General features: G+C 71.5%; 12 protein-coding genes and 1 pseudogene. 8 read left to right on the top strand and 5 right to left on the bottom strand.

What is annotated here, in order from left to right; genetic code table 11:
- Positions 1–5: 5 nt before the first annotated feature.
- Positions 6–6953, bottom strand: coding sequence for an SDR family NAD(P)-dependent oxidoreductase (locus WMF27_RS04350; RefSeq protein ID WP_437943857.1), 6948 nt, complete (start codon positions 6951–6953; stop codon positions 6–8).
- A gap of 26 nt (positions 6954–6979) precedes the next feature.
- Entirely contained in the window at positions 6980–8629 is a 1650-nt protein-coding gene (locus WMF27_RS04345) for a PfaD family polyunsaturated fatty acid/polyketide biosynthesis protein (RefSeq protein ID WP_437943856.1), read from the bottom strand.
- 480 nt (positions 8630–9109) lie between these two features.
- Between WMF27_RS04345 and WMF27_RS04340 the strand changes: the two genes are divergently transcribed.
- Positions 9110–11689, top strand: coding sequence for an ATP-binding protein (locus WMF27_RS04340; protein WP_437943855.1), 2580 nt, complete (start codon positions 9110–9112; stop codon positions 11687–11689).
- Between the two features lie 31 nt (positions 11690–11720).
- Here WMF27_RS04340 and WMF27_RS04335 read toward each other — a convergent pair whose 3' ends face one another.
- On the bottom strand, positions 11721–12470 hold the full coding sequence (locus WMF27_RS04335) for a hypothetical protein (RefSeq protein ID WP_437943854.1): 750 nt from the start codon (positions 12468–12470) through the stop codon (positions 11721–11723).
- A 304-nt stretch (positions 12471–12774) separates the two neighbouring features.
- Between WMF27_RS04335 and WMF27_RS04330 the strand changes: the two genes are divergently transcribed.
- On the top strand, positions 12775–13962 hold the full coding sequence (locus WMF27_RS04330; RefSeq protein ID WP_437943853.1) for a hypothetical protein: 1188 nt from the start codon (positions 12775–12777) through the stop codon (positions 13960–13962).
- Between the two features lie 307 nt (positions 13963–14269).
- Here the strand turns inward: WMF27_RS04330 and WMF27_RS04325 are convergent, their stop codons facing one another.
- Positions 14270–15079, bottom strand: coding sequence for a transglutaminase-like domain-containing protein (locus tag WMF27_RS04325; protein ID WP_437943852.1), 810 nt, complete (start codon positions 15077–15079; stop codon positions 14270–14272).
- Positions 15080–15637: 558 nt separating this feature from the next.
- Between WMF27_RS04325 and WMF27_RS04320 the strand changes: the two genes are divergently transcribed.
- The 6 genes and pseudogenes from WMF27_RS04320 to WMF27_RS04295 form a co-directional block, all read left to right on the top strand.
- Positions 15638–16411 carry an acyl-CoA desaturase gene (locus tag WMF27_RS04320; protein WP_437943851.1) on the top strand — a complete coding sequence of 258 codons (774 nt, stop codon included), beginning with the start codon at positions 15638–15640 and terminating at the stop codon, positions 16409–16411.
- A gap of 276 nt (positions 16412–16687) precedes the next feature.
- On the top strand, positions 16688–16852 hold the full coding sequence (locus WMF27_RS04315) for a hypothetical protein (RefSeq protein WP_437943850.1): 165 nt from the start codon (positions 16688–16690) through the stop codon (positions 16850–16852).
- 97 nt (positions 16853–16949) lie between these two features.
- The gene (locus tag WMF27_RS04310; RefSeq protein ID WP_437943849.1) at positions 16950–17306 is read left to right on the top strand and encodes a hypothetical protein; all 357 of its coding nucleotides are present in this window, start codon (positions 16950–16952) and stop codon (positions 17304–17306) included.
- 427 nt (positions 17307–17733) lie between these two features.
- Positions 17734–18159 (top strand): hypothetical protein, encoded by a 426-nt coding sequence (locus WMF27_RS04305; protein WP_437943848.1) that lies wholly within the window; start codon positions 17734–17736, stop codon positions 18157–18159.
- 243 nt (positions 18160–18402) lie between these two features.
- Positions 18403–19137, top strand: coding sequence for a hypothetical protein (locus tag WMF27_RS04300; RefSeq protein ID WP_437943847.1), 735 nt, complete (start codon positions 18403–18405; stop codon positions 19135–19137).
- Between the two features lie 129 nt (positions 19138–19266).
- Positions 19267–20109 (top strand): annotated as a pseudogene (locus WMF27_RS04295) (carotenoid oxygenase family protein); the annotation flags it as partial.
- 434 nt (positions 20110–20543) lie between these two features.
- Here the strand turns inward: WMF27_RS04295 and WMF27_RS04290 are convergent.
- On the bottom strand, positions 20544–20984 hold the full coding sequence (locus WMF27_RS04290; RefSeq protein WP_437761523.1) for a hypothetical protein: 441 nt from the start codon (positions 20982–20984) through the stop codon (positions 20544–20546).
- Positions 20985–21177 lie beyond the last annotated feature (193 nt).

Genomic DNA, 21177 nt, shown 5'->3' with positions numbered 1-21177 from the left:
CTCGATCACGCCTGGCCGCGCGCCGTGTCGGGGCGCAGGACGTACTGCACGTCGCGCAGCTCCGCGACGAGCGAGCCGCGGTCGTCGACGAACGAGATGTCGGCCTTCGTGCGATCGCGGGCCACGATCTGCCCGCGCACCACCGCGCGCAGCGGGCCGTCGGACGGCCCCTCGGCGAAGGTGTGCAGCGCGCCCACGGACATCGGGAGCGCCGCGCCGCCGAGCACGTGCTGCGTCCACAGCGTCGCGAGCTGCAGCCCGCCGTCGAGCGCCGCCGGATCGGTCTTCCACGGCTGGGCCACCCAGCCGGCCTCGCGGAGGCCCACGACCGTCCCCGCGATCCCGTCGCGGCTCACGCCGTCGAGCCGCCGGATCACCTGGAAGTCGCGGCCGTGGAAGAGCGTGCGGCCGTCGTACAGCTCGCCGCCGGCGGTCCACGGACCGAGCTCCGGCGCGGCCGGGCCCTTCGGGGCCACGCGCCCTTCGGGCTGCTGCATCTGGATGGTCGCCGCGTAGTGCAGCGCCCCCTGCGGCCCGCGCAGCTCCGCCGCGAGCACCGCGCCGTGGCCGTTGCTCACCTCGCGGCAGTCGACGCGGAACACCTCGCCGCCGGACTCGTACGCCGCGAGCTTGATCCCGCGCAGGACCCGCACGTCGCGGAGCTCGGTCACGACGAGATCCGGCCGGCACGCGCGCGCGGCGCGGGCGAACCACTCGAGCGCGATCACCACCGGCACCACGGGCACGCCGTTGATGGCGTGATCGCCGAGGTAGGGGTGCGTCGCGCGGTCCGCGCGGACGGCCAGCGCGACCCGGCCGCCGTTGCCCTGGGCCGCGAGCGCCTTCGGCTCCGCGCCGAGCACGAGCTCGACCGCGCCGGGCGGGGCGCCGCCTTGCCCGCGATCGCCCGACGCGTCGCACAGCTCGTCGAGGAGCATCTTCGCGCCCGCGGCGAGCGGGATGAGCGGCACGCCGAGCTGCGCGAAGTGGGCCTCGAGCGCCGCGTTCACCATGCCGCCTTGCCAGGGGCCCCAGCCGAGCGACTTCACCCGGCAGCCCGGGCGGCGGGCTGCCTCGGCGGCCGCGACCTTGTTCAGGACCTCGTTCGCCATCGCGTAGTCGCACTGCCCCTTGTTGCCGCCGCGCGCGGCGACCGAGCTGAAGAGGACGATCGCCTTGAGCGGGTCGCCCGCGGTCGCGCCGAGCAGGGCCCGGAGGCCGTCGACCTTCGTGCTGAACACGCGCTCGAACTGCTCGACCGTCTTCTCGGCGACGAGCTTGTCGGCGAGCACGCCCGCGCCGTGGACGATCGCCGTGACGGGGCCGAGGGCGCCGCGCACGCCGTCGAGCGCCGCGGCCACCGCCCGCGCGTCGTTCACGTCGACAGGGACGTAGAGGGCCTCGCCGCCGGCGGCGCGGATCGCGTCGAGCGTCGCGCGGACCTCGCGGTTCGCGAGGATCTTCGCGACGCCCCGGCCGATCTCCGCCGGGGTCACCCGCTGGCCCGCCGAGGTCGCCGCCTTGACGAGCGCCGCCTTGAGCGCGGCCTCGCCGTCGATGCCGCGGCAGGCGGCCGGCTCGTCCTCGAGCGCGGTGCGGCCGAGCAGCGCGAACCGCGCGTGGCTGGCCCTGGCGAGCGCGATCAGCGTCGCCGCGGTGACGCCGCGGGCGCCGCCGCTCGCCACGACCACGTCGGACGGCCCGAGGGGGAGCGGCCCGGGCTGCGCGTCCTGCCGGACGCTGCGCGGGGTGGTGCGCCGGCCGTCCGCGCGCAGGCCGATCTCGAGCTCGACGCCGCCGGACAGGAGCTCCGAGGCGATGGCCTCCGCGAGCTCGCCGTCGGAGCGGCCGGCGCGCTCGAGGTCGATCGCGCGGCAGGACGCCTCGGGCCACTCCAGCGCCGCCGTCTTCACGAGGCCCGGCAGCCCGCCGACCCAGGCCCGGTCCGAGCCCGCGAGGCCGAAGTCGCCGCCGGTGTCCTGGACCGAGACGAAGAGGGCCGGCTTCGCCGCGATCGCCTGGGCAGCGAGGAACGCCTCGCGGTGGACGGCGAGCGCCTCGTCGGCCGTGGCCAGCTCGCGCAGGCCGCCGAGGAACACGGCGCCGCGCGCGCCGCGGGGCACGGCGGGGGCGTACTCGGCGGCGATCCCGCGCGCCGCGAGGGCCGCGACGAGCGCGGGGCCGATCGCGTCGTGGCCGGTGACCACGAGGGTGCCTGCGTCGAAGAGGCCGGGCATCGTGAGGCCGGCGGCGGGCGCCGGCTCCTCGACGAGCGTCCACCGGCCGAGGGGCGCGGAGGCCGGCTCCTCGGCGGGCTCCGCCGGGGCAGCGCCGGCGGTGGCAGCGGCGGGGCCGAGGCTCGCGCGGAGGTGGTCGACGACCTGCCCCAGCGTGCGCAGCTGCGCCAGCGCCGAGGCGTCGACCTCCGCCAGCCCAGGCGTCCGGTCGCGGACCGCCGACAGGATCTCCACCCGCTTGATGCTGTCGATGCCGAGATCGCTCTCCAGCTCCATCTGCAGCCCCAGCATCTCCGCCGGGTAGCCCGTCGTCTCCGCGACGACCGCCATCACCACCCGCTCCACATCGGCCGCGCCGGGCGCCGCGCCGGACGCGACGGCAGGCGCGGCGATAGCAGGCACGGTGGCGGCGGTGGGCGTGACGACTTCCGAGCTCGCGCTGGCAGCAGGCAGCGAGGCGCGGAGGTGGTCGACGACCTGCCCCAGCGTGCGCAGCTGCGCCAGCGCCGAGGCGTCGACCTCCGCCAGCCCAGGCGTCCGGTCGCGGACCGCCGACAGGATCTCCACCCGCTTGATGCTGTCGATGCCGAGGTCGCTCTCCAGCTCCATCTGCAGCCCCAGCATCTCCGCTGGGTAGCCCGTCGTCTCCGCGACGACCGCCATCACCACCCGCTCCACATCGGCCGCGCCAGGCGCCGCGGTGGACGTGACCGCAGGCGCCGCGACGGCAGACGCCTTCGCGGCGGGCGCGGCGACAGCCGGACTGGCGCTGGCGGCCGGCCCGGCGGCCGGCAGTGAGGCGCGGAGGTGATCGACGACCTGTCCCAGCGTGCGCAGCTGCGCCAGCGCCGAGGCGTCGACCTCCGCCAGCCCAGGCGTCCGGTCACGGACCGAGGACAGGATCTCCACCCGCTTGATGCTGTCGATGCCGAGATCGCTCTCCAGCTCCATCTGCAGCCCCAGCATGGAGACGGGGTATCCCGTCTTGTCCGCGACCACGTCGAGGACCAGCCGCTCGATATCGACACGCGGCGCAGCGGCGACCACCGCCTGCGTCGCCACGGCGGCCACGGGCGCGGTGACGGCCGTAGACACTGCCGGCGCCGCGGCTGCGGCCTTCACAGCCGCAGCAGGCGCCGCGGTGGCCGCTTTTGCTGTCACGGCGGGCGCTGCAACGGCCGCCTTCGCTGTCACGGCAGGCGCCGCCTGCGCCGGCAGCGCGACAGCCATAGAGAGCTCCCCGCCTGCGCCGTTCAGGCCGTCCAGGGCCACGTTGCTCCTGCCCTCGCTGGAGCGCGCGGTCGGCGCTGCTGCAGGCCGTACGGACGCCTCCGAGACAGGCCCCACATGCACCGGAGCGAGGAGAACCGGCGCAGGCCGTACCTCGGACACCGTCGTCGGAGCGACCGGGTACGGAGCGCCGGTCGCCAGCGCGGCAAGCCCTGAGAAGGACGCCTCGGCGGCCTGGAGGAAGGCGATATGGCTCTCGGCCATCGTGCGCTGGTACACGCCGTGGGCTTCCGCCGTGGCGCGCTGCGCTTCCTGGTACGCGGCCAGCCACGACGCGCCAGCCGCCGGCCGCGACGCGCTCACCACAGGCGTCGACGCGCTCACTGTCGGCCGCGGCGTACTCGCCACAGGCGCCGACGCGCTCACTCCCGGCTGCGACGCGCTCACCACCGCCCGCGGCGCGCTCACTACCGCCCGCGGCGCGCTCACTGCCGGCGCCGACGCGCTCACTACCGGCCGCGGCGCGCTCACTGTCGGCGCCGACGCGCTCACTCCCGGCTGCGACGCGCTCACTACCGGCCGCGGCGCGCTCACCACCGCCCGCGCCGCCTCCGGCGCCGGCTTCTGCGCCGCCCGCGGCGGGCTCGCCGCCGGCAGCGCCTTCGCGCCCCCCTGCGGCGGGTACGGCTTCCCGTAGTTGCTGCCGTTGATCTGCAGCGCCAGCTTCGGCTTCGGCAGCGCCCGCGGATCGCTCGGCGCCGCGAAGCCTTCCCACAGGACCCGCGTGTCCAGCGGCACCCCGGCCACGGCGAGCCGCGCCACCGCCTCGAACAGGCTCGTCACGCCGTGCTTGCCCTTGCGGTCGAGCGCCACCGCCCGGTGCGGCCGGCCGCTCAGGATGTCGCCGACCAGGTTCGTCAGCACCGAGCCCGGCCCGACCTCGACGAACGTGCGCACGCCGTCCGCGTACATCCGCTCGATCTCCTCCACGAACCGCACCGGCTCCGCGAGCTGCCGCGCCAGCCGGTCGCGCGCCGCGTCGCCGCCGCCCGCGTACGGCTCGATCTCCGCGTTGCTGTACACGGGCGCCGCCGGCGCCTCGACCGCGATGCCCGCCAGGAACTCGCGGAGCGGCGCGCTCGCCTCCGCCACGAGCGGCGAGTGGAACGCCGCGGCCACGTCGAGGCGCCGCGCCTGGATCCCGGCGCCCTTCAGCCGCTCCTCCGCCGCCTCGATCGCCGCGACCGAGCCCGACAGCACCACCTGCTTCGGGCCGTTGTGGTTCGCGATCACCACGCCGCCGAGGCCGAGCGCCCGCACCTCGTCGATCCCCCGCGGGACCGCGATCATCGCGCCCCGCTCCGACGACGCCGCGCCCATCAGCTCGCCGCGCCGCCGCGCCACGCGCAAGAGGTCCGCCGCGGACAGCGCGCCGGCCGCGTGCAGCGCCGTGATCTCGCCGAAGCTGTGGCCCGCGAACGCCTCCGCCCGCACCCCGAGCGCCGCGAGCAGCGCGAGGTGCGCGAGGCTCGTCGCGCCGATCGCCGGCTGCGCCCACCGCGTCTCGCGGAGCCGCGCCTCCTGCGCCGCCCGGTCCTCGTCCGAGAACACCGGCCGCGGGAACACCACCTCGTGCAGCGACGCGTCCGCGATCGCCACGCCCGCCGCCGCGTCCCAGGCCGCGCGCGCCGGGTCGAACGTCATGAGCGCGTCCGCGCCCATCCCGGCGTACTGGCTCCCCTGCCCCGGGAACAGGAACGCCACCCGCCCCGGCGCCTCCCCGCTCGCGCAGTGCACGAGCGGCGCCGAGAGCGCCTGCTCCGGCCTCGCCTCCAGGTGCGCCGCGACCTGCTCGAGCTTCTTCCTGAGATCCGCCTCGTCCGTCGCGCACAGCCCGAGCCGCGCCGGCCTCGACGCGTCGAACGAGAGCACCGACTCCCGCGCCAGGAACCGCAGGATCTCGGGCACCTCCGCCTCCTTCGCCAGCGCCCGCGCGCGATCCGCGAGCGCCGCCGGCGTGTCCGCCGACAGGAGGAACAGCTCCGCCGGCAAGGCCCGCACCCGCCACGCCTTCGGCGCCGGGCCCGTGTACTCCTCCAGCGCCACGTGGAAGTTCGAGCCGCCGAAGCCGAACGAGCTCACCGACGCCCGCCGCGGGTGGTCCCCCGGCCGGATCCACGGCCGCGCCTGCGTGTTCAGATAGAAAGCAGTCTTTTCTATGTCGAGCTTGGGGTTCGGCCTGTCGACCTTGATGGTCGGCGGGAGCACCTTGTGGTGCAGCGCCATGATCGCCTTGAACAGGCCGGCCGCGCCGGCCGCCGCCTTGGTGTGGCCGATCTGCGACTTCACGCTGCCGAGCGCGCACCACTGGCGGTCTTCGCGCCCCGACTCGTCGAACATCGCCCGCAGGCCCTCGAACTCGGCCGCGTCGCCGGCCTTCGTCCCGGTGCCGTGCGCCTCCATCAGCTCCACGGTCTCGGGGCCGTACCCGGCGGCGGCGTACGTCCGGCGGAGCGCCTTCGCCTGCCCTTCCGGCACCGGCGCGTACACGCTCTTGCTCCGCCCGTCCGAGGACGAGCCGATCCCGCGGATCACCGCGTAGACCCGGTCCCCGTCGCGCTCGGCGTCCTCGAGCCGCTTGAGCGCCACCATCCCGATGCCCTCGCCGAGCAGCGTGCCGTCGGCCTTGTCGGAGAACGGCCTGCAGTCGCCCGACTTGGACAGCGCGGGCGTCTTGCTGAAGCACATGTACATGAACGCGTCGTTCATCGTGTCGCAGCCGCCCGCGATCACGAGATCCGACTGGCCGAGCGCCAGCTCGTTGATGGCCATCGACATCGCCGACAGCGACGACGCGCACGCCGCGTCGGTCACGCAGTTCGTCCCGCCGAGGTCGAGCCGGTTCGCGATGCGCCCGGCCACCACGTTCCCGAGCAGGCCCGGAAAGCTCGACTCCTGCCATGGCACGTAGTTGCCAGCGATCTTGTCGCAGGCGCGCTTCACCTCGTCCTCCGGATACCCGAGATCCCGGAGCGCCTTCGCCCACACCGGCCGCTGGATCCGGCTCACCATCGAGGCGAGCAGCTCCTGCGCGGAGGTGACGCCGAGGATCACGCTCATCCGCTCGCGGCTCATCGACTCGAACTGCCCCTGCGCCGCGTCCTCCAGGACCCGCTTCGCCACGATCAGCGCGAGCAGCTGCGTCGTGTCCGTCGCCGGCACGATCGACGGCGGGACGCCCCACTCGAGCGGATCGAACGGCACGTCCTTGAGGAAGGCGCCGCGCTTCGCATACGTCTTGTCCGGGGCGGACGGGTCGGGATCGTAGTAGTCCTCGACCAGCCAGTGGGTGCTCGGGACATCCGTGATGAGGTCTGTCCCGGACAGGATATCGCGCCAGAAGCCGTGCGCATCGAGCGAGCCGGGGAAGATGGCGCTCACGCCGACGACGGCGATGTGCGGGATACGCGAAGACGAAGGATGCATGAGGACCTCGGCAGGTGGTCAGGCGCTCAGGCGAGCGGGCGAGGAGTGAAGTGGAATGCGGCGCTCGGCACGGGGACGCCGTACGTCCGGAGCTGCTGGGCGCGCGTGACGACGGCCGCGCCCTCGAGCAGGTTGCGCGCGACCTGGACCGCCGTGCGGCGCGCCGGGTCCTCGAGGAACGACCCCTTGACCCAGCGGTTGAACGCGCCCATGGCCGGGCCGCACCAGATCTGGTAATCGGCGCGGCGCTTCGGGTCCCCGGCGATCGCCCACTTGCTGGACATGCCGAGATACCAGCGGAAGATCAGCGCCATCTTGTGCTTCGGGTCGCGCGCGGCGCGCTCGAGCTCGGCCGGGTCGCGCTCCGTGAAGAACCGCTCGCAGCCCGCCCACACCTCGTCGCACGACATCTGGAACAGCTCCCTCTCGATGCGCGCGCGCACGTCCGCGGGCAGCGACTCGATGGATCCGTGGGCGACGTAGAGGTCGTAGAGCCGCTGCGCGCGGACGCCGAACATCGTGCCGCGCTTGAGCACCTGGACCTGCACGCCGAGCTCGAACATGTCGGCGGCCGGCGTCATCACCACGTCCGGGAGATCGGCCTGGGCCAGCATCTTCTTGCCCTCGTCGGACAGGCCCGACTCGACGCACGACTGGTTGACCGAGCCCGTGAGCACGTACGCCGCCCCGAGCGCGAACGCGGCGGCGACCGACTCCGGCGTGGAGAGGCCGCCGGCGGCGCCGACGCGGATCGGCCGGTGATACCCGTACTTCGCCGCGAGCTCGTCGCGGACGCCGAGGATCACCGGGAACAGCGCGACGAGCGGCTGGTTGTCGGTGTGACCGCCGGAGTCCGCTTCCACGGTGATGTCCTCGGCCACCGGGAGGCTCCGCGCGAGCTCCGCCTCGTCGCGGGTGAGCCACCCGTTGCGAACGCAGGTGTCGAGGATCTCGGCCGGCGCGGGCGACAGGAAACGCGCGGCGACCTCCGGGCGCGAGATCTTCGCGAACAGGTGGTTCTTCCGGTCGACGCGGCCGTCGGGCAAGCGCTTGACGCCGCTGTAGGCGAACCGCACGACCATCGGGTTCAGGCCCATGTAGGCGGCCGCCTCGGCCCGCCGGACTCCCCTCTTCAGGTAGAGCTCCACCGTGTCGCTCTCCAGCCTGGGCTGGTTCGGAGCGTGGATGAGGTTGCAGCCCCAGGTGGGGCCGTCCGTCCCGAGCGCCGCCGAGATCTCGTCGATCGCCTGCTCGATCCGGTGCAGCCCGAGCCCGGCGGCGCCGAAGAACCCCATCATGCCTGCGTTGGCCATCGCGATCGTGAGCCGCGTGGTGTGGATGCCGTTCGCCATCGCGCCGGCCACGTAGGGGAAGCGCAGGCCGTGGACCTCGACGAAGGAGCGGTCTCCGAGCCACTCCGGGTACAGGGCGGGCAGCGTTCCGAGGAGCGGGAACGTGGGGACCCCGTTGACCTGATCCTCGCGGAGGACAGCGCCGCCCCGGGACACGCCGACGCGCCCATCCGGCGTCTCACGCACCACGTGCACCGGCTCTCGCACGCAGGAGACGGCCTCCCGCAAGTCGGTCGATGTGAACGCGGGGAGCCAGGGCCCGCTGCGCCAGATGCCGATCGGCTGGAGGCCGGCGCTGCGGATGACCTGTGGATCCTCAATCATGCTGAGCTGCCTCCTAATGACAAGCACGGGCCTCTATAACACCCGTCGTGAGCGGCCCGCGGTAATGGTTCGGTCACGGCGCAACGGCGGGACGGACGCCTTCACCAGCCAATGAAAGCGCTTTCCCTCGGCTCCTCTGCGCCTGACGCGCCCTCGTGACGCACCGCGCCTTTGTTTCGTGACTGTCACGCGCGCCGCAGCGCGGCGCTCACCGCGCAGGCGCCGGTGCAGAGCGGGTGGCGTTCAGGGCCAGTGGTACGGGGCCAGCGGGCGCGCAGGCCAGCGGCGCCGGGAGGGCTCGACGGGACCGACACCGGGCGCTACCACAGCGCCCCTGCGACGCGGCGAGCGGCGGACTCGGACGCGCCAGCCTGCTCGCGCGTCATTTTTCGCGACCGCACGCGCTCGACCGCGGCGTCCCGGTGCTGCGCAGGTTTGATGTCGCCCGCGCTCGTCTTATGCTCCTGTGACGATACGACGATGAGACGTCTCTACCGCCTCTCTGCCAAGATCAGCAGGCTCCTCACGGCCCGTCGGACGCGCGAAGCACGCGCGCAGACGCCCCGTGTGGCGCCGCCGGACGAGGCCCCGACTGGCACCGCCGCCCAGGAATGGACGCCGGCGCCCCTCGACCAGCAGCAGGCGGTGCTCAAGTACGTCATCGCCAACGTCCCCCACGCCATCTTCTGGAAAGACCGTCATGGACGGTTTCTCGGGGGAAATCAGAACTTCCTCAACGACACCAACACGAAGGTGCTGGAGAACCTCGTCGGCAAGACCGATTTCGACGTGTGGGGCAGCAAGAACGCGGAGAGCTTCGTGCGCATCGACCGGGAGGTCATGGAGGGCGGCACCCCGATCCTCGACGTCGAGGAGCCGCTGCTCCGCCCGGACGGCGAGCAGCGGTTCCTGCTCACCAGCAAGGTGCCCATCCGCGACGAACGGGGCAATGTGACGGGGATCCTCGGGATCTACGCGGACATCACCGAGCGCAAACGGATGGAGATCGAGCTCCAGAAGGCCAAGGAGGCGGCGGACGCCGCGGCCTGCGCCAAGGGAGAGTTCCTCACGATGATGAGCCACGAGCTCCGGACGCCGCTCTCCCTCATCCTCGGACCGCTCGAGTCGCTCCTGTCCAACCGGGACGAACCGCTCTCGCCGCGGGTACGGGCGGACCTCGAGCTCATCCAGCGCAGCGGGCGGCGGCTCCGCCGGCTGGTCGACGATGTCCTCGATCACCAGAAGATCGAGGCCGGCAAGATGCAGATCGACTGGGAGGCCGTCGACGTCGGAGAGCTCGTCTCGGACATGGTGGAGGAGGCTCGCCCGGCGGCGGCGCGCGGCGGGCTCGATCTCTCGATTCACGTGGATCCCGAGCTGCGGAGGGTCCCCGCCGATCGGCGCAAGCTCGAGAAGATCGCGCTCAACCTGCTGGGCAACGCGCTGAAGTTTACCCCTCCTGGCGGGCGGGTCACCGTCGGCCTGCGGGCGCTCGATGGTCTGTTCGAGCTCTCGGTCGAGGACACCGGCCCTGGCATCCCGGCGGACAGGAGACACCTGCTCTTTCAACGGTTTCAGCAGATCGACGCCTCGGCGACGCGAAAGCACGAGGGGACGGGGATCGGGCTGTCGCTGGCCAAGGAGCTCACGGAGCTCATGGGCGGCACGGTCGGCGTGGAGAGCGAGCCGGGGGTCGGCTCTCGCTTCTTCGTGCGGCTCCCGCGCGCCGCGGATTTCCTGGCAGCGCGGCGGGCGACCGCCGCGCCCGAGCCGCCGAGATCGCTCGGCGGCGCGGGCACCTGCGAGCCTCCCCCGTCGTCGGTCAACCTCCGCGGCTTCGAGGTGCCTCCGCAGCCCGCCGCAGGCGCGCCCTGCGCCGGCGGCGGCGCGGCGGGGCCGCGCGTGCTCGTGGTGGAAGACAACCCGGACATGAGATCGTACCTGGCGGACATCCTGTCGGCCGGACACGAGCTCGTCCTGGCGACGAACGGCCGGGAAGCGCTCGAGTCGATCATGGCGAAGCGGCCCGATGTCATCGTCTCGGACGTGATGATGCCGGAGATGGACGGATTCGAGCTGGTCAGGCGGCTCAAGGGGGATGCCGCGCTCCGGGACATCCCTGTCCTCCTCTTGACGGCCAGGGCGAGCGGCGCGGAGGCCGTGGGGGGGCTCGACGTCGGCGCCGACGAGTACATGAGCAAGCCGTTCGACCCCCTGGAGCTCAGGGCGCGAGTCCGCGCCGCCGAGCGGCTGCACCGCGCCTATCTGGAGCTCGCGGCGAAGAACGGCGAGCTCGCAGCGGCGCTGGAGCGGCTCTCGGAGACGCAGCAAGAGCTCCTCCACGCGGGCAAGATGGCGGCGATAGGGACGCTGGTGGCGGGGCTGTCGCACGAGATGAACAACCCGGTGTCGGCCATCCTGATGAACGCCCAGCTGCTGCTCAGGCGGCACCGGAAGGGGCACGGCCTGCCCGACGAGGCCTCGCTCCTGAAGGCGCTCAGCACCATCGAGCGGCAGGCGATCCGGTGCTCGGACCTCGTGACGGCGCTGCTCGAGTACGCGCGCGGCAAGCCGATCGGCCGGGAGCCGTGCGACGTGCGCGCGGCGCTCCGCCGCGCGGTCGACCTGTCCGCGCCGCGGGCGCGCGAGCGCAGGGTCCACCTCGAGACGGACGGCACCTCCTCGGCGCTGCCCGAGGTGCTCGTCAACGCATCGCAGCTCGAGTCGGCCTTGCTCAACGTGATAGGCAATGCGCTCGACGCGAGCCCGCACGGCAGCGCCGTGGTGGTCGAGGCCCGCCCGCTGCCGCGCGGGGACATCCACGGCGTGGAGATCGACGTGCACGACCGCGGCTGCGGCATCCGCGCCGAGGACCTGAGCCGCATCTTCGAGCCGTTCTTCACGACGAAGCCGCCCGGGCAAGGGACCGGGCTCGGGCTGTCGCTGACGCACCGGTTCATCGAGGAGCACCAGGGCAGCATCCGTATCGAGAGCGCGCTGGGCGAGGGCACGACGGTGCGCATGTGGCTGCCCGCGCGGCAATCGGAAGGGGCGGAGTGAGGCGAGGGAGCGACCATGCCGGCCACGCCCGTCAGCTCGCCGGTGAGGCGCGGAGCTCCGCGGCGAGCGCCGCGCCCAGGGCGAAGAACGCCGGCCGGGCGGGTTCCGGGCCGCCGCCCAGCCGGCGCTCGAGCCGCGCCGGATCCCAGCCGCAGGCGTCGTAGGTCTCCAGCGCGTGCCGGTCGCGCCTGGACAGCCGGGCCCTCGCGCCGTGGAGCGCTGCGGTCATGGCCGGCAGCACCGCGGAGAGCGCGCGGCCGGTCTCCCCCCAGTCGTCGAGCGACGATGGGCTCTCCAGCACATCGACGACGAGGCCCGTGAAGAACAGGCCGACGACGGCCTCGCAGAGGCGATCCAGCGCGCCGCGCACGGCGTCGTCGCTCATCGTCCAGAGCGCCGGGTCCGGGTTGAAGTAGCCCAGGAACGCTTGCAGCATGAGCATCGGCGTCTCGGGCATCAAGAAGCGACGCTCGCCCCGCTCGCGCGACCGCCTGCGGAGCACCCGCATCATCGAGATCATGATCTCGCCGACCGCGAACCCCTGCTGCGCCTGCTCGGCGAGATCGTCGCCCATGTCCACCTCGACGCGGACCGCGGGGGCGAGCCGGGCGACGAACGTGATCCCGAGCGGGTGCACGAACAGCGTCCTCGTGGCGAGCATCTCGACGTCACGGAGGACATCCGCGGGCAGAACCGCCGCATAGGCGACCAGCGCGCGCTGGACCGCGCCGGTGAGGAGCGGCTCCTCGGGGACGTCGTCGACCAGGTCGCCCAGGCTCATGATCGACTCCGCATGATCGCGGAATAGCACAGCTGGGCGAGGAGCGGCGCCCGCTTCGCGCCGGACGCCCTCGATGCCGCCGGCGGCGGCGCGACATCGGATCTGTCATTTATTTGCGGCGAGCGATCTGTCATTTATTTGTGACGGGAGATCTCGTCATTTATTGATCACGAAGAGGGAAGGAGGCCACGGCGCGCCGCGACCCCCCTCGGGCCGACAGCGCACCGCATCAAGCTCGCCCTCGAGCCGGAGCTCGAGCTGCGGCGCGCGCCGTACGGGCGCCCCTGTGTGGTAGCTTCGGCGCATGACCAGCGCGGGCGCGACGCTGCCAGTCCCGGTCGCGGCGCCGCGTCGAGCCGCGCTGCGCGCCCACCTCGCCGAGTTCCTGCTCGTCGGGGGCGCGACGCTCGTGCTCTTCCCGCTCGCGTGGCTCGCCCGCAGGGCCGTCGGGCTCGACGCGGCGGAGCTCGCGATCGGCTTCCTGACGTTCCACGCCGCGTCCGTGATCAACGATCCTCACTTCGCGGTGACGTACCTGCTGTTCTACAAGGACGCGAGGCGCCGCGCGTTCGGCGGCGCGTTCGCCCCGGCGCAGCGCGCCCGCTACATCCTGGCCGGCCTCCTGGTCCCGGCCGCGCTGCTCGCGTGGGCGATCGGGGCGCTCTCGACCGGCTCCGCGCGGTCCATGGGCTTCATGATCCAGCTCATGTTCCTCCTGGTGGGCTGGCACTACGTGAAGCAGGGCTTCGGCGTGCTGACGGTGCTCTCGGCGCGGCGTGGGTTCCGGTTCGGCCCCCTGGAGCGCAAGGTGATCCTCGCGCACTGCTTCGCGGCCTGGGCGTACGCGTGGGCGAGCCCGGCGGATCCAGGCAGGGAGGTCGAGGAGAAAGGCGTGGTCTACACGTCGCTCGCGCACCCGCCGGCGCTCGAGCCCGTCACCGGGCTCGCGTTCGGGCTCAGCGCGCTCGCGCTGCTCTGGGTGCTCGCGCGCAGGTGGCGAACGGAGCGGCGCCTGCCGCCGCTCGCGCCGCTGGCCGGTTTCCTCGTCACGGTCTGGCTCTGGACGGTCTACTCGAGCCTCGACCGGCTCATGGTGTACGTGATCCCGGCGCTCCACTCCGTTCAGTATCTGTATTTCGTCTGGCTCATGAAGCGGAACGAGGCGCGCGACGCCGAGGGCCCGCCGCTGTTCGGGCGGCCGGCCGGCCTGCGCCTCGCGATCCTGGCGGCGACCGCCGTCGGCCTCGGGTGGGTCGTGTTCCGCGGCGCCCCCGCGCTCTTCGACGGCGCGCACGGCGCGCACGGCGCGCTGGTGCTGGGCTCGAGCGACGGCGAAGCGATGTCCGACCTGGGCCCGACGCCGTACTTCGCGGCCGTCTTCGTGTTCGTGAACATCCACCACTATTTCATGGACAACGTGATCTGGCGCCGGGACAACCCCGAGACAGCGTATCTGCTGCGACAGGACGACCGAGGCAGCGCGGCCGGCTGAGCGAGCGGCCCGGCGCGGCGGCGCTCCCGCCCCCGGCCCTGCGAAGCGCGGAGCGCCCGCCGGCGCGACCAGGCGGCGCAAGGAGGAGCCCCCTCACCACCCCGATGAGCGCGGCCACCGCGCGAGGCTGCCCCGGGCGGAGCTAGAACACCAATCATGTTGAAACCCGGAGAATTTCACAGGGAGGCGAGGAGGCGGGGAGGAAGAAAAAAAAAGACTCTCTCCTTCTCGCCGTCTCTCGCTCCCCTTCTCCTCGCCTCCCTGTGAAATTCCTGCTTTTTCTCGGGGTTTCAACCCGTTTGTCGCTCTAGCCCACGATCTCATCCGTCCAGACGCGGAAGCTCCGCAGCGTGTTCTCGCCGAAGGTCGTGGTGATTGCCACGTCGGCGGCGTCGCGCCCGCGGGCGATCAGCACGCGCCCGATACGAGGCACGTTGTTGCGCGCGTCGAACGTATGCCACTCGCCACCGAGATAGGCCTCGAACCAGCCGGAGAAGTCCATCGTCCCGTGGGGAGGAGGTACGCCGATGTCGCCCAGGTAGCCGGTGCAGTAACGAGCCGGGATGTTCAGGCAACGGCAGAGCGCGATCGCGAGATGCGCATAATCTCTGCAGACGCCTCTCCGATCGTTGAACACCTCCTCCGCCGTCTTGGTAGGGCTCGCGAACTCGTAGCCGAAGGCGATGTGCCGATGAACGAAGTCGCAGACGGCCTGCACGCGACCCCAGCCGGTGGGCGACTGGCCGAACAGGTCCCATGCCGCCTCTGACAGGCGATCCGTCTCGCAGTACCGGCTGCCCAGCAAGAACACCAGCGTCTCCTCTGGCAGCGCATCGACGGGGTGTTGCTCGGCCGATGTCACGACGCGGTCCGGCGCGCCCGTGTCGTTCACCACCGCGTCGGCGGAGATCTTCAGCTGCCCCGCCGGCGCGACGATACGGCTACACCAGTTGCCGAAGGCATCCCGGTAAGCTCGGACCGGGATCGACGGGCTGGTGAGCATGTGATCGGGCCGCACCAGATCCGATGCGCGCGAGTAGTGGACGCTCAGCGTCAGGATCACCGGCGTCGGTCGTGGGAATTCGTAGAGCAGCTCGTATCCTACGCGGATCTGCATGCGTGCACCTCGATGTGATCGCGCAGCTCCAGTCACGGGCAGGACGCAGCGAGGCCCCCTGTTCTTGCGGCGCACGAACCGCCGCGCGACGGCCGGCCGCGCCGGCTCCCCGCCGCGACGGAGCGCTCGGACGAGCCATCCCACGTCAAGCTCGATGAGCCCGCACCGCGCGACGCCGCTGCGAGCCCCTGGACCCCGAGCGCGACGAACTCTTCGGCGCACGCTCGAAAGGCTTACTGAAACAGTCTGTACGCAGCGCCCATGTATGTCAAGAACGATCCACCGCCGCTGACGGTCTCAACGTTCAGCTCGTCGTGATAAGGCGGCGCGCGACGTCGCTTGCGCGTCGCCGTGATGCGCTATACCTGCAGGAGCGACGCGGCGCCTGGCAGCACAGCATTGTTTCCGGTCGATGAACTCGCCCGTTGCGGACTCGCCTCCACGGACGAAATCGCGCGGCAAAAGAACGCGCTCGCACGAGCGACGCGGCGACGGACCTCGCGAATCGTGACCGTGAGCTGACCGCATGTGGGCCCAACCTGGGTGTACAAGCGAGCCATGGAATTCGTCGCCATCCTGATCGCCCATTCGACGCTATCGGTCTTTTTCCAGACCTTCTTCCTGCACCGGTACGCCTCACATCGGATGTTCACGATGTCGAAGCGCTGGGAACGGATCTTCCATCTCCTCACCTACGTCACGCAGGGCTCCTCGTACCTTGTGCCCCGGGCGTATGCGATCCTGCACCGCATGCACCACGCGTACAGCGACACCCCGAAGGACCCGCACTCGCCGCGCTACTACGCGGAGCCGGTCTCCATGATGCTGTCGACCGCGAAGCGCTACGACGCCATCTGCGACGGCACGGCGGAGGTGGAGCCGCGCTTTCTGGGCGGCTACCCCGAGTGGCGCGCGCTCGACCGCATCGGCAACTCGTGGGCCAGCCGCCTCGCGTGGGGGACGGGTTACGCGCTCTTCTACATCGCCTTCGCCACGCAATGGTGGCAATTCCTGTTTGTCCCGCTCCACTGGACGATGGGCCCGCTCCACGGCGCCATCGTGAACTGGTGCGGCCACCGCTACGGTTACCGCAACTTCAACAGCGACGACGACTCGCGCAACACGCTCGCCCTCGACCTCGTGACGCTCGGCGAGCTCTTCCAGAACAACCACCACAAGTACCCGCAGAGCCCGAGCTTCGCGGTGCGCTGGTTCGAGATCGACCCGGCCTACCAGGTCATCCGCGTGATCGCCTGGATGGGCATCCTCCAGATGCCCGGCAGGCGCCAGATCGCCCGGTTGGACACCGGCACCACGGGGGCCGGGGGTTGAGCTCCCCTCCTTGAGAGACATCTCTCATGAGGCCCGGGGCGCCGCGCCGCGAAAAAGCATCGTGCCGGTGAAATCGTGTGTGCTCCGCCGATAAACGTGGTGCCGCGGCCGTCCCTTCTGCTATAGGTTGTTTGCGCACACGCAGCGAAGTTGTCGGTGATGCCGTCTGGGCCCCGTCGAGAGCTATAGGCCATGAAAGCGTCGTTGTCGCGGGTCGTGGACGGTGTGGAGCAAAGGCTCTGCTGGCGTTTCCATGTGCATGGGAGGAGCGACGTCATGTACGAGCCGGCGAGCGGACAGCGCGGTCCATTCGATCGCGACAGGCAGCGGCACCTCAAGGCGGGCGAGACGTTCAAGCGGCTCGACCGCTCGGGCTCTCCCCGGAGGTACGACGGGCTCTCCTGGCAGCCGGCGAGCGCGCTCGCCGGCGCAGGCCCGTGATCGCCGGCTCCGCGAGAGCTCGGCCGCCGGGCAGCGCCGGAACGACACGTCGCACGGGAACTTGCAAGGTCCATCAACGGAGCTGTTCATCACCGCCATGTCCATCCCTCAGAAGCCAGTCGCCTCCTCCCTGTTGCTCGCCACCGCTGCCCACCTCCACTTCCGCGCCACGGCGCGCGACCGGAGCGGCTCGACGCTCGGCGTGCTCATCGACACGTCGGGCGCTCGGCAGCACCTCGTGATCGAATCGGGCGGCGCGGAGGGCACCTGGACGCTGTCCAGCGCGGCGCCCGCCGGTCACGCCTCCTTCCTTCTGTACGAGAGCGCCGCCAACGTGTTGCGCGGCGGAGACCTGAGTGAGGACGGGAGCATCTCCTACCAGGGAGCGTTGTACACCATCGAATCGTCGCTCGACGGGAATACCCGTACAGCGAAGGTGAGCGGCAGCGTGTGAGCGGTGCCATCGCCGGTCCTCGGCGGACGCGCCGCGACAGCGCGGTGATCCGGCCGCCTGGCAGGCGAACGAGTGCGAAGGAGCGCGCGGGTCCGGCTGTCCGGCGTGGTGCTCGTCACGGGCCAGCCGCGGGTGGCAGGCCTCAGGAGCCGCTTCCGCCGCGACGCATGGACGTGTCGCCATCTCGGCCGCCGAGGCCATGCGATCGAGCGCGCTCGCTCGATGCAACCCCATAAATGAAGAACCGGTTGCGAGCGGGGCTGGTCGTCGGACGCCGGCGCCACCGTGGGAGAGAACCCCGGGCTGCTCGGCATCTCCCTCGACGCGATGGTCTTCGATCCCGTCCCCTGGAATCGCCGCGACGTCACCGCGGACGCCGCGGCGTAAGGGCAAGCCTCACGCACTCACCGAGACGGGCACCTACCGGTTGCACCTCCTCCACCGGGTCAGCAAGCTCGCCGCGGGCGCGGCGCTCACGCTCTACCCGGCAGACCACGTGAGCAAGTGGCACGACACCCTGTTCGATGAGGGCCTGCGGACGGAGTTCCTGGCCAACTACGGCCTCGGCGCGGCGGGCGCCGTCGCGCTCTCTTCCGCCGAGGTGACGAGCCTGTTTCCGGACGCGGGGCGGGGCGCGCTCACCGAGGACTGGTACAACACCCACCTCCTCGATCTCGCCAAGAGCGCCGGCGTCGCTTACGCGCTGACGTGGCAGACCTACTACGACGGCAGCGATTTCGACGACAAGGCCGTCTACTACGATGTTCCCTTCCCGGGCCACCCGGAGGCGGACAGCTTCCGTCGCTTCGCGGACGATCCGGCGGTCTGCTTCGGCGCGACAGCCTGCCAGTAGCCCGGCGAGGAGGCGAGGAGCGGAACGCGGACATCCGCTCTAGACGTGAAAGCTGCGTCGAGCCCCGGGCCTCGCGGTCAGGTGACGAGGTTCAGGCGGCCCCAGGCGGCGCAGGGCCGCCGGAGGGAGGGAGCTCGGGCGGCTCTTTCACTGTCCCTGTCGCCGCGGCCGAGCGCTCCCTCGCCGGCGCGCGCTGGCCTCGACGACGGCGCTGGAGTAAGGGGAGATCGTTCAGGAGGCACCATGGGCATCTCCATCGCGTACTCGGGCAAGCTCCGCGACCCGATCGTCGTCCCCGAGCTCGTCGCGGATCTCGCCGCCAAGGCCGCGGCCGCCGGCTGGCCCAGCAAGACCATGAAGGAGCTCGTCGCCGATCGGCGCGTGACGTGCTCGGGTCTCGAGGGGATCACGCTCTATCCCCACCGCGAATGCGAGCCTCTCCACTTTCACTTCGACGGTGAAGGCACCTTCATCAACCACACGTACCACGCGCTGCTCAGCGACTCGAAGATGGCGGACATGATGCGGGAGGCGCTGGCGGAGTCCGCGGCCATCACCCGCAACCTCACCCGCGCAGCGCAGGAGAAGGCGGGGCGCGGCGGAGGGCCGCACGTCAGCGTCAGCGTCCCCAGCCTGCCGGAGGCGCCGGGGGTCGAGTTCTTCAAGGAGGGGAGCCGCTACAACTGGACGAAGACGCAGTTCGCCGGCCCCAAGGTCCACGTCGCCGTGTGCGCCATCCTGCGGTACGTGAAGCAGCGCTATGCGCCCGAGCTCGACGTCAAGGACGACAGCGGGTACTTCGTCGACGGGGACTACGAGAAGCTCGAGGGCCAGCTCGCCTACGTCGAGCGCCTCACCTCGCTCGCCTCGCAGGCCATCGAGGCCGCCGCCGCCGCGAGCAACGGCCCGATGACCCTCGACGCGTTCGTGGACCGGATCAACGAGGAGCTCGCCGAGGCCAAGGACAAGCTGCACTGACGAGCGCCGGCGCCGACGCCGGCGGGGCGGCGCGCTGGGTCCCACCTTCTCGGCCCACCCGCACCGGGTCGCTGCCCGAAAGACGAGCTACAACTTCGGCGTCCGCTACGGGCGCAGGACCAGCTCGACCTCTACGCGGTGGACGACGACGGGCGCGCGCGCTCGCTCGGCGCGGTGCCGCTCTCGGCGCCGGTGATGCTCCACGACTTCTGCGCCACCCGCCGGCACCTCGTGTTCTTCGTCTCGCCCGCGATGATCCGGGTGGCGCGCGCGATGCTCCAGTGGGGAGGCTTCGAGTCCTGGGTGCGCTTCGAGCCCGGCCGGGGCACGGAGGTGATCGTCGTCGATATCGACGACGTCTCCCGCGTGCGCCGCTTCGGCGTCGACGCGTTCTTCCAGTGGCATTTCGCGAACGCCTACGACGACGGCGAGGACCTCGTCGTCGACCTCGTCCGCCACCGCGCGCTCGCCACGCTCGGCGCGATCGGCAAGGACCCGGCTCGGCCCGAGCTCGCCGCCGTCGAGGGCGGCGTCCTCGTGCGCCACCGCGTGCGACCGAGCCGCGAGCAGCTCGTCGTGGAGGACCTCGGCGGCGTCGTCGGCGAGTTCCCGCGCGCCGACCCGCGGGTGGAGGGGGAGCGGCACGGCGTCGTCTTCCTCGCCACGAAGGGGCGGGCCGACGATCCGAACGGAAACGGCATCGCCCGCGTCGACGTCGACACGGGCGCGATCACCCTGGCGCGCGTCGCACACCACGAGCGCCCGTCGGAGCCGGTCTTCGTGCCGCGCACTCCCGGCGCCCCGGAGGGCGACGGCCACGTGCTCGCCGTTGTCACCGATGCGAAGGCCGGGAAGAGCGCCATCCACATCTGGGACGCCGCGCACCTGGACGATGGGCCAGCGGCGCGGGTCCATCTGCCCCACGCCTCGCCCCAGACCTTCCACGGGGCGTTCCTGCCCCGCGCGGATTGAAAGCCGCTGCTTCCGCCCCGGCTGGCGCATCACCGTCAGGCAGGGAGAGGAGGTGGCGCCGCGCCGAGCGAGAGGCTCGTCGGGCGTCGAGACCGCGGGGAGACGCGGAGCTAGAGCGACAAGCGAGTTGAAACCACGAGAGAAAGCAGGAATTTCACAGGGAGGCGAGGAGGCGGGGAGGGAGAGGCTGCAAGAGGGAGAATTTCATCTTCTTCTTCCTCCTCGCCTCCCTGTGAAAATTCTCCGCGCGGCGGAGCCGCTCGCGTCGGTGTCGGGGCGCTCGACGTAGCTCGCGCCGAGGAACTCCGACGCTCGCGCGTGTGCCCCTCCGATGAGCACGGCGTCGATGAAGCTCAGCACGTGCGCGCGGTTCGGTCCCGTGAGCGCCTGGTCCTCGACGTCCTTCGGGCCGTCCGTCGCCCTCTCGCCGGTTGCTATCGCCTACATAGAACTGCGTTCAACCTGTCGAAGAGCTCGTCGGGGGCGATCTCGGCAGCCAACAAGATGACGAGCGCCTGATGCCACGGGCGCTCTGCATTACCGCGTGCGACGAACAGCGTTTCTCTGATGGCATCACCGAACAGGCCCATTTCGCGGTATGCGATCGCAAGGTCGGCATGCGTCGCCTCGTCTTCAATGTCAATGAGGTCTGCGACCGCGTTGGCAGGCAGGCTCAGCTCAGCGGCTTCTAGTCCCCAGATCTCCGCAATTCGCCCGGGAGGCCCCGCCCGAAGAAGATCGCGCAGCGCTCCGCAACAGGACGGGCACAGTCGTCCAAGGTCGTTTCGCCAGTGCGCAGGCTCCTCCAACAGGGTGTCACAGATCGAGCAGGTCGACGCTGGCCACCATGGATCGAGAGCAAGGCGTGTACTCATCGGGTTATCCTGGAAAGACGCCTCAGCGAATCCGTTCAGCCGGCCCCCGCCTCGGGGCGCTCGGCTGCAACGGCTTGTTCGGCATCGTCCTCGTCCACTGTTGAGTAGTCGACTGGCCAACCGACGCCCGTGGCCCAGGTCTGCCCATTCGGGCGCCTTCGGTGACCTCCCGCACATAGGATCACACGGATCG

Origin of the sequence: Sorangium sp. So ce281, assembly GCF_051527395.1 — a bacterium.
GTDB classification, from domain to species: Bacteria; Myxococcota_A; Polyangia; order Polyangiales; family Polyangiaceae; genus Sorangium; species Sorangium cellulosum_B.
The sequence above is the reverse complement of the archived record's forward strand: the minus strand, read 5'-3'. Positions and strand labels throughout refer to the sequence as shown.

Excerpts from the sequence above, each read along its gene's own strand:
- WMF27_RS04350 (WP_437943857.1), bottom strand. The coding sequence starts at position 6,953 with ATGCATCCTTCGTCTTCGCGTATCCCGCACATCGCCGTCGTCGGCGTG.
- WMF27_RS04345 (WP_437943856.1), bottom strand. The coding sequence starts at position 8,629 with ATGATTGAGGATCCACAGGTCATCCGCAGCGCCGGCCTCCAGCCGATC.
- WMF27_RS04340 (WP_437943855.1), top strand. The coding sequence starts at position 9,110 with ATGAGACGTCTCTACCGCCTCTCTGCCAAGATCAGCAGGCTCCTCACG.
- WMF27_RS04335 (WP_437943854.1), bottom strand. The coding sequence starts at position 12,470 with ATGAGCCTGGGCGACCTGGTCGACGACGTCCCCGAGGAGCCGCTCCTC.
- WMF27_RS04330 (WP_437943853.1), top strand. The coding sequence starts at position 12,775 with ATGACCAGCGCGGGCGCGACGCTGCCAGTCCCGGTCGCGGCGCCGCGT.
- WMF27_RS04325 (WP_437943852.1), bottom strand. The coding sequence starts at position 15,079 with ATGCAGATCCGCGTAGGATACGAGCTGCTCTACGAATTCCCACGACCG.
- WMF27_RS04320 (WP_437943851.1), top strand. The coding sequence starts at position 15,638 with ATGGAATTCGTCGCCATCCTGATCGCCCATTCGACGCTATCGGTCTTT.
- WMF27_RS04315 (WP_437943850.1), top strand. The coding sequence starts at position 16,688 with ATGTACGAGCCGGCGAGCGGACAGCGCGGTCCATTCGATCGCGACAGG.
- WMF27_RS04310 (WP_437943849.1), top strand. The coding sequence starts at position 16,950 with ATGTCCATCCCTCAGAAGCCAGTCGCCTCCTCCCTGTTGCTCGCCACC.
- WMF27_RS04300 (WP_437943847.1), top strand. The coding sequence starts at position 18,403 with ATGGGCATCTCCATCGCGTACTCGGGCAAGCTCCGCGACCCGATCGTC.
- WMF27_RS04290 (WP_437761523.1), bottom strand. The coding sequence starts at position 20,984 with ATGAGTACACGCCTTGCTCTCGATCCATGGTGGCCAGCGTCGACCTGC.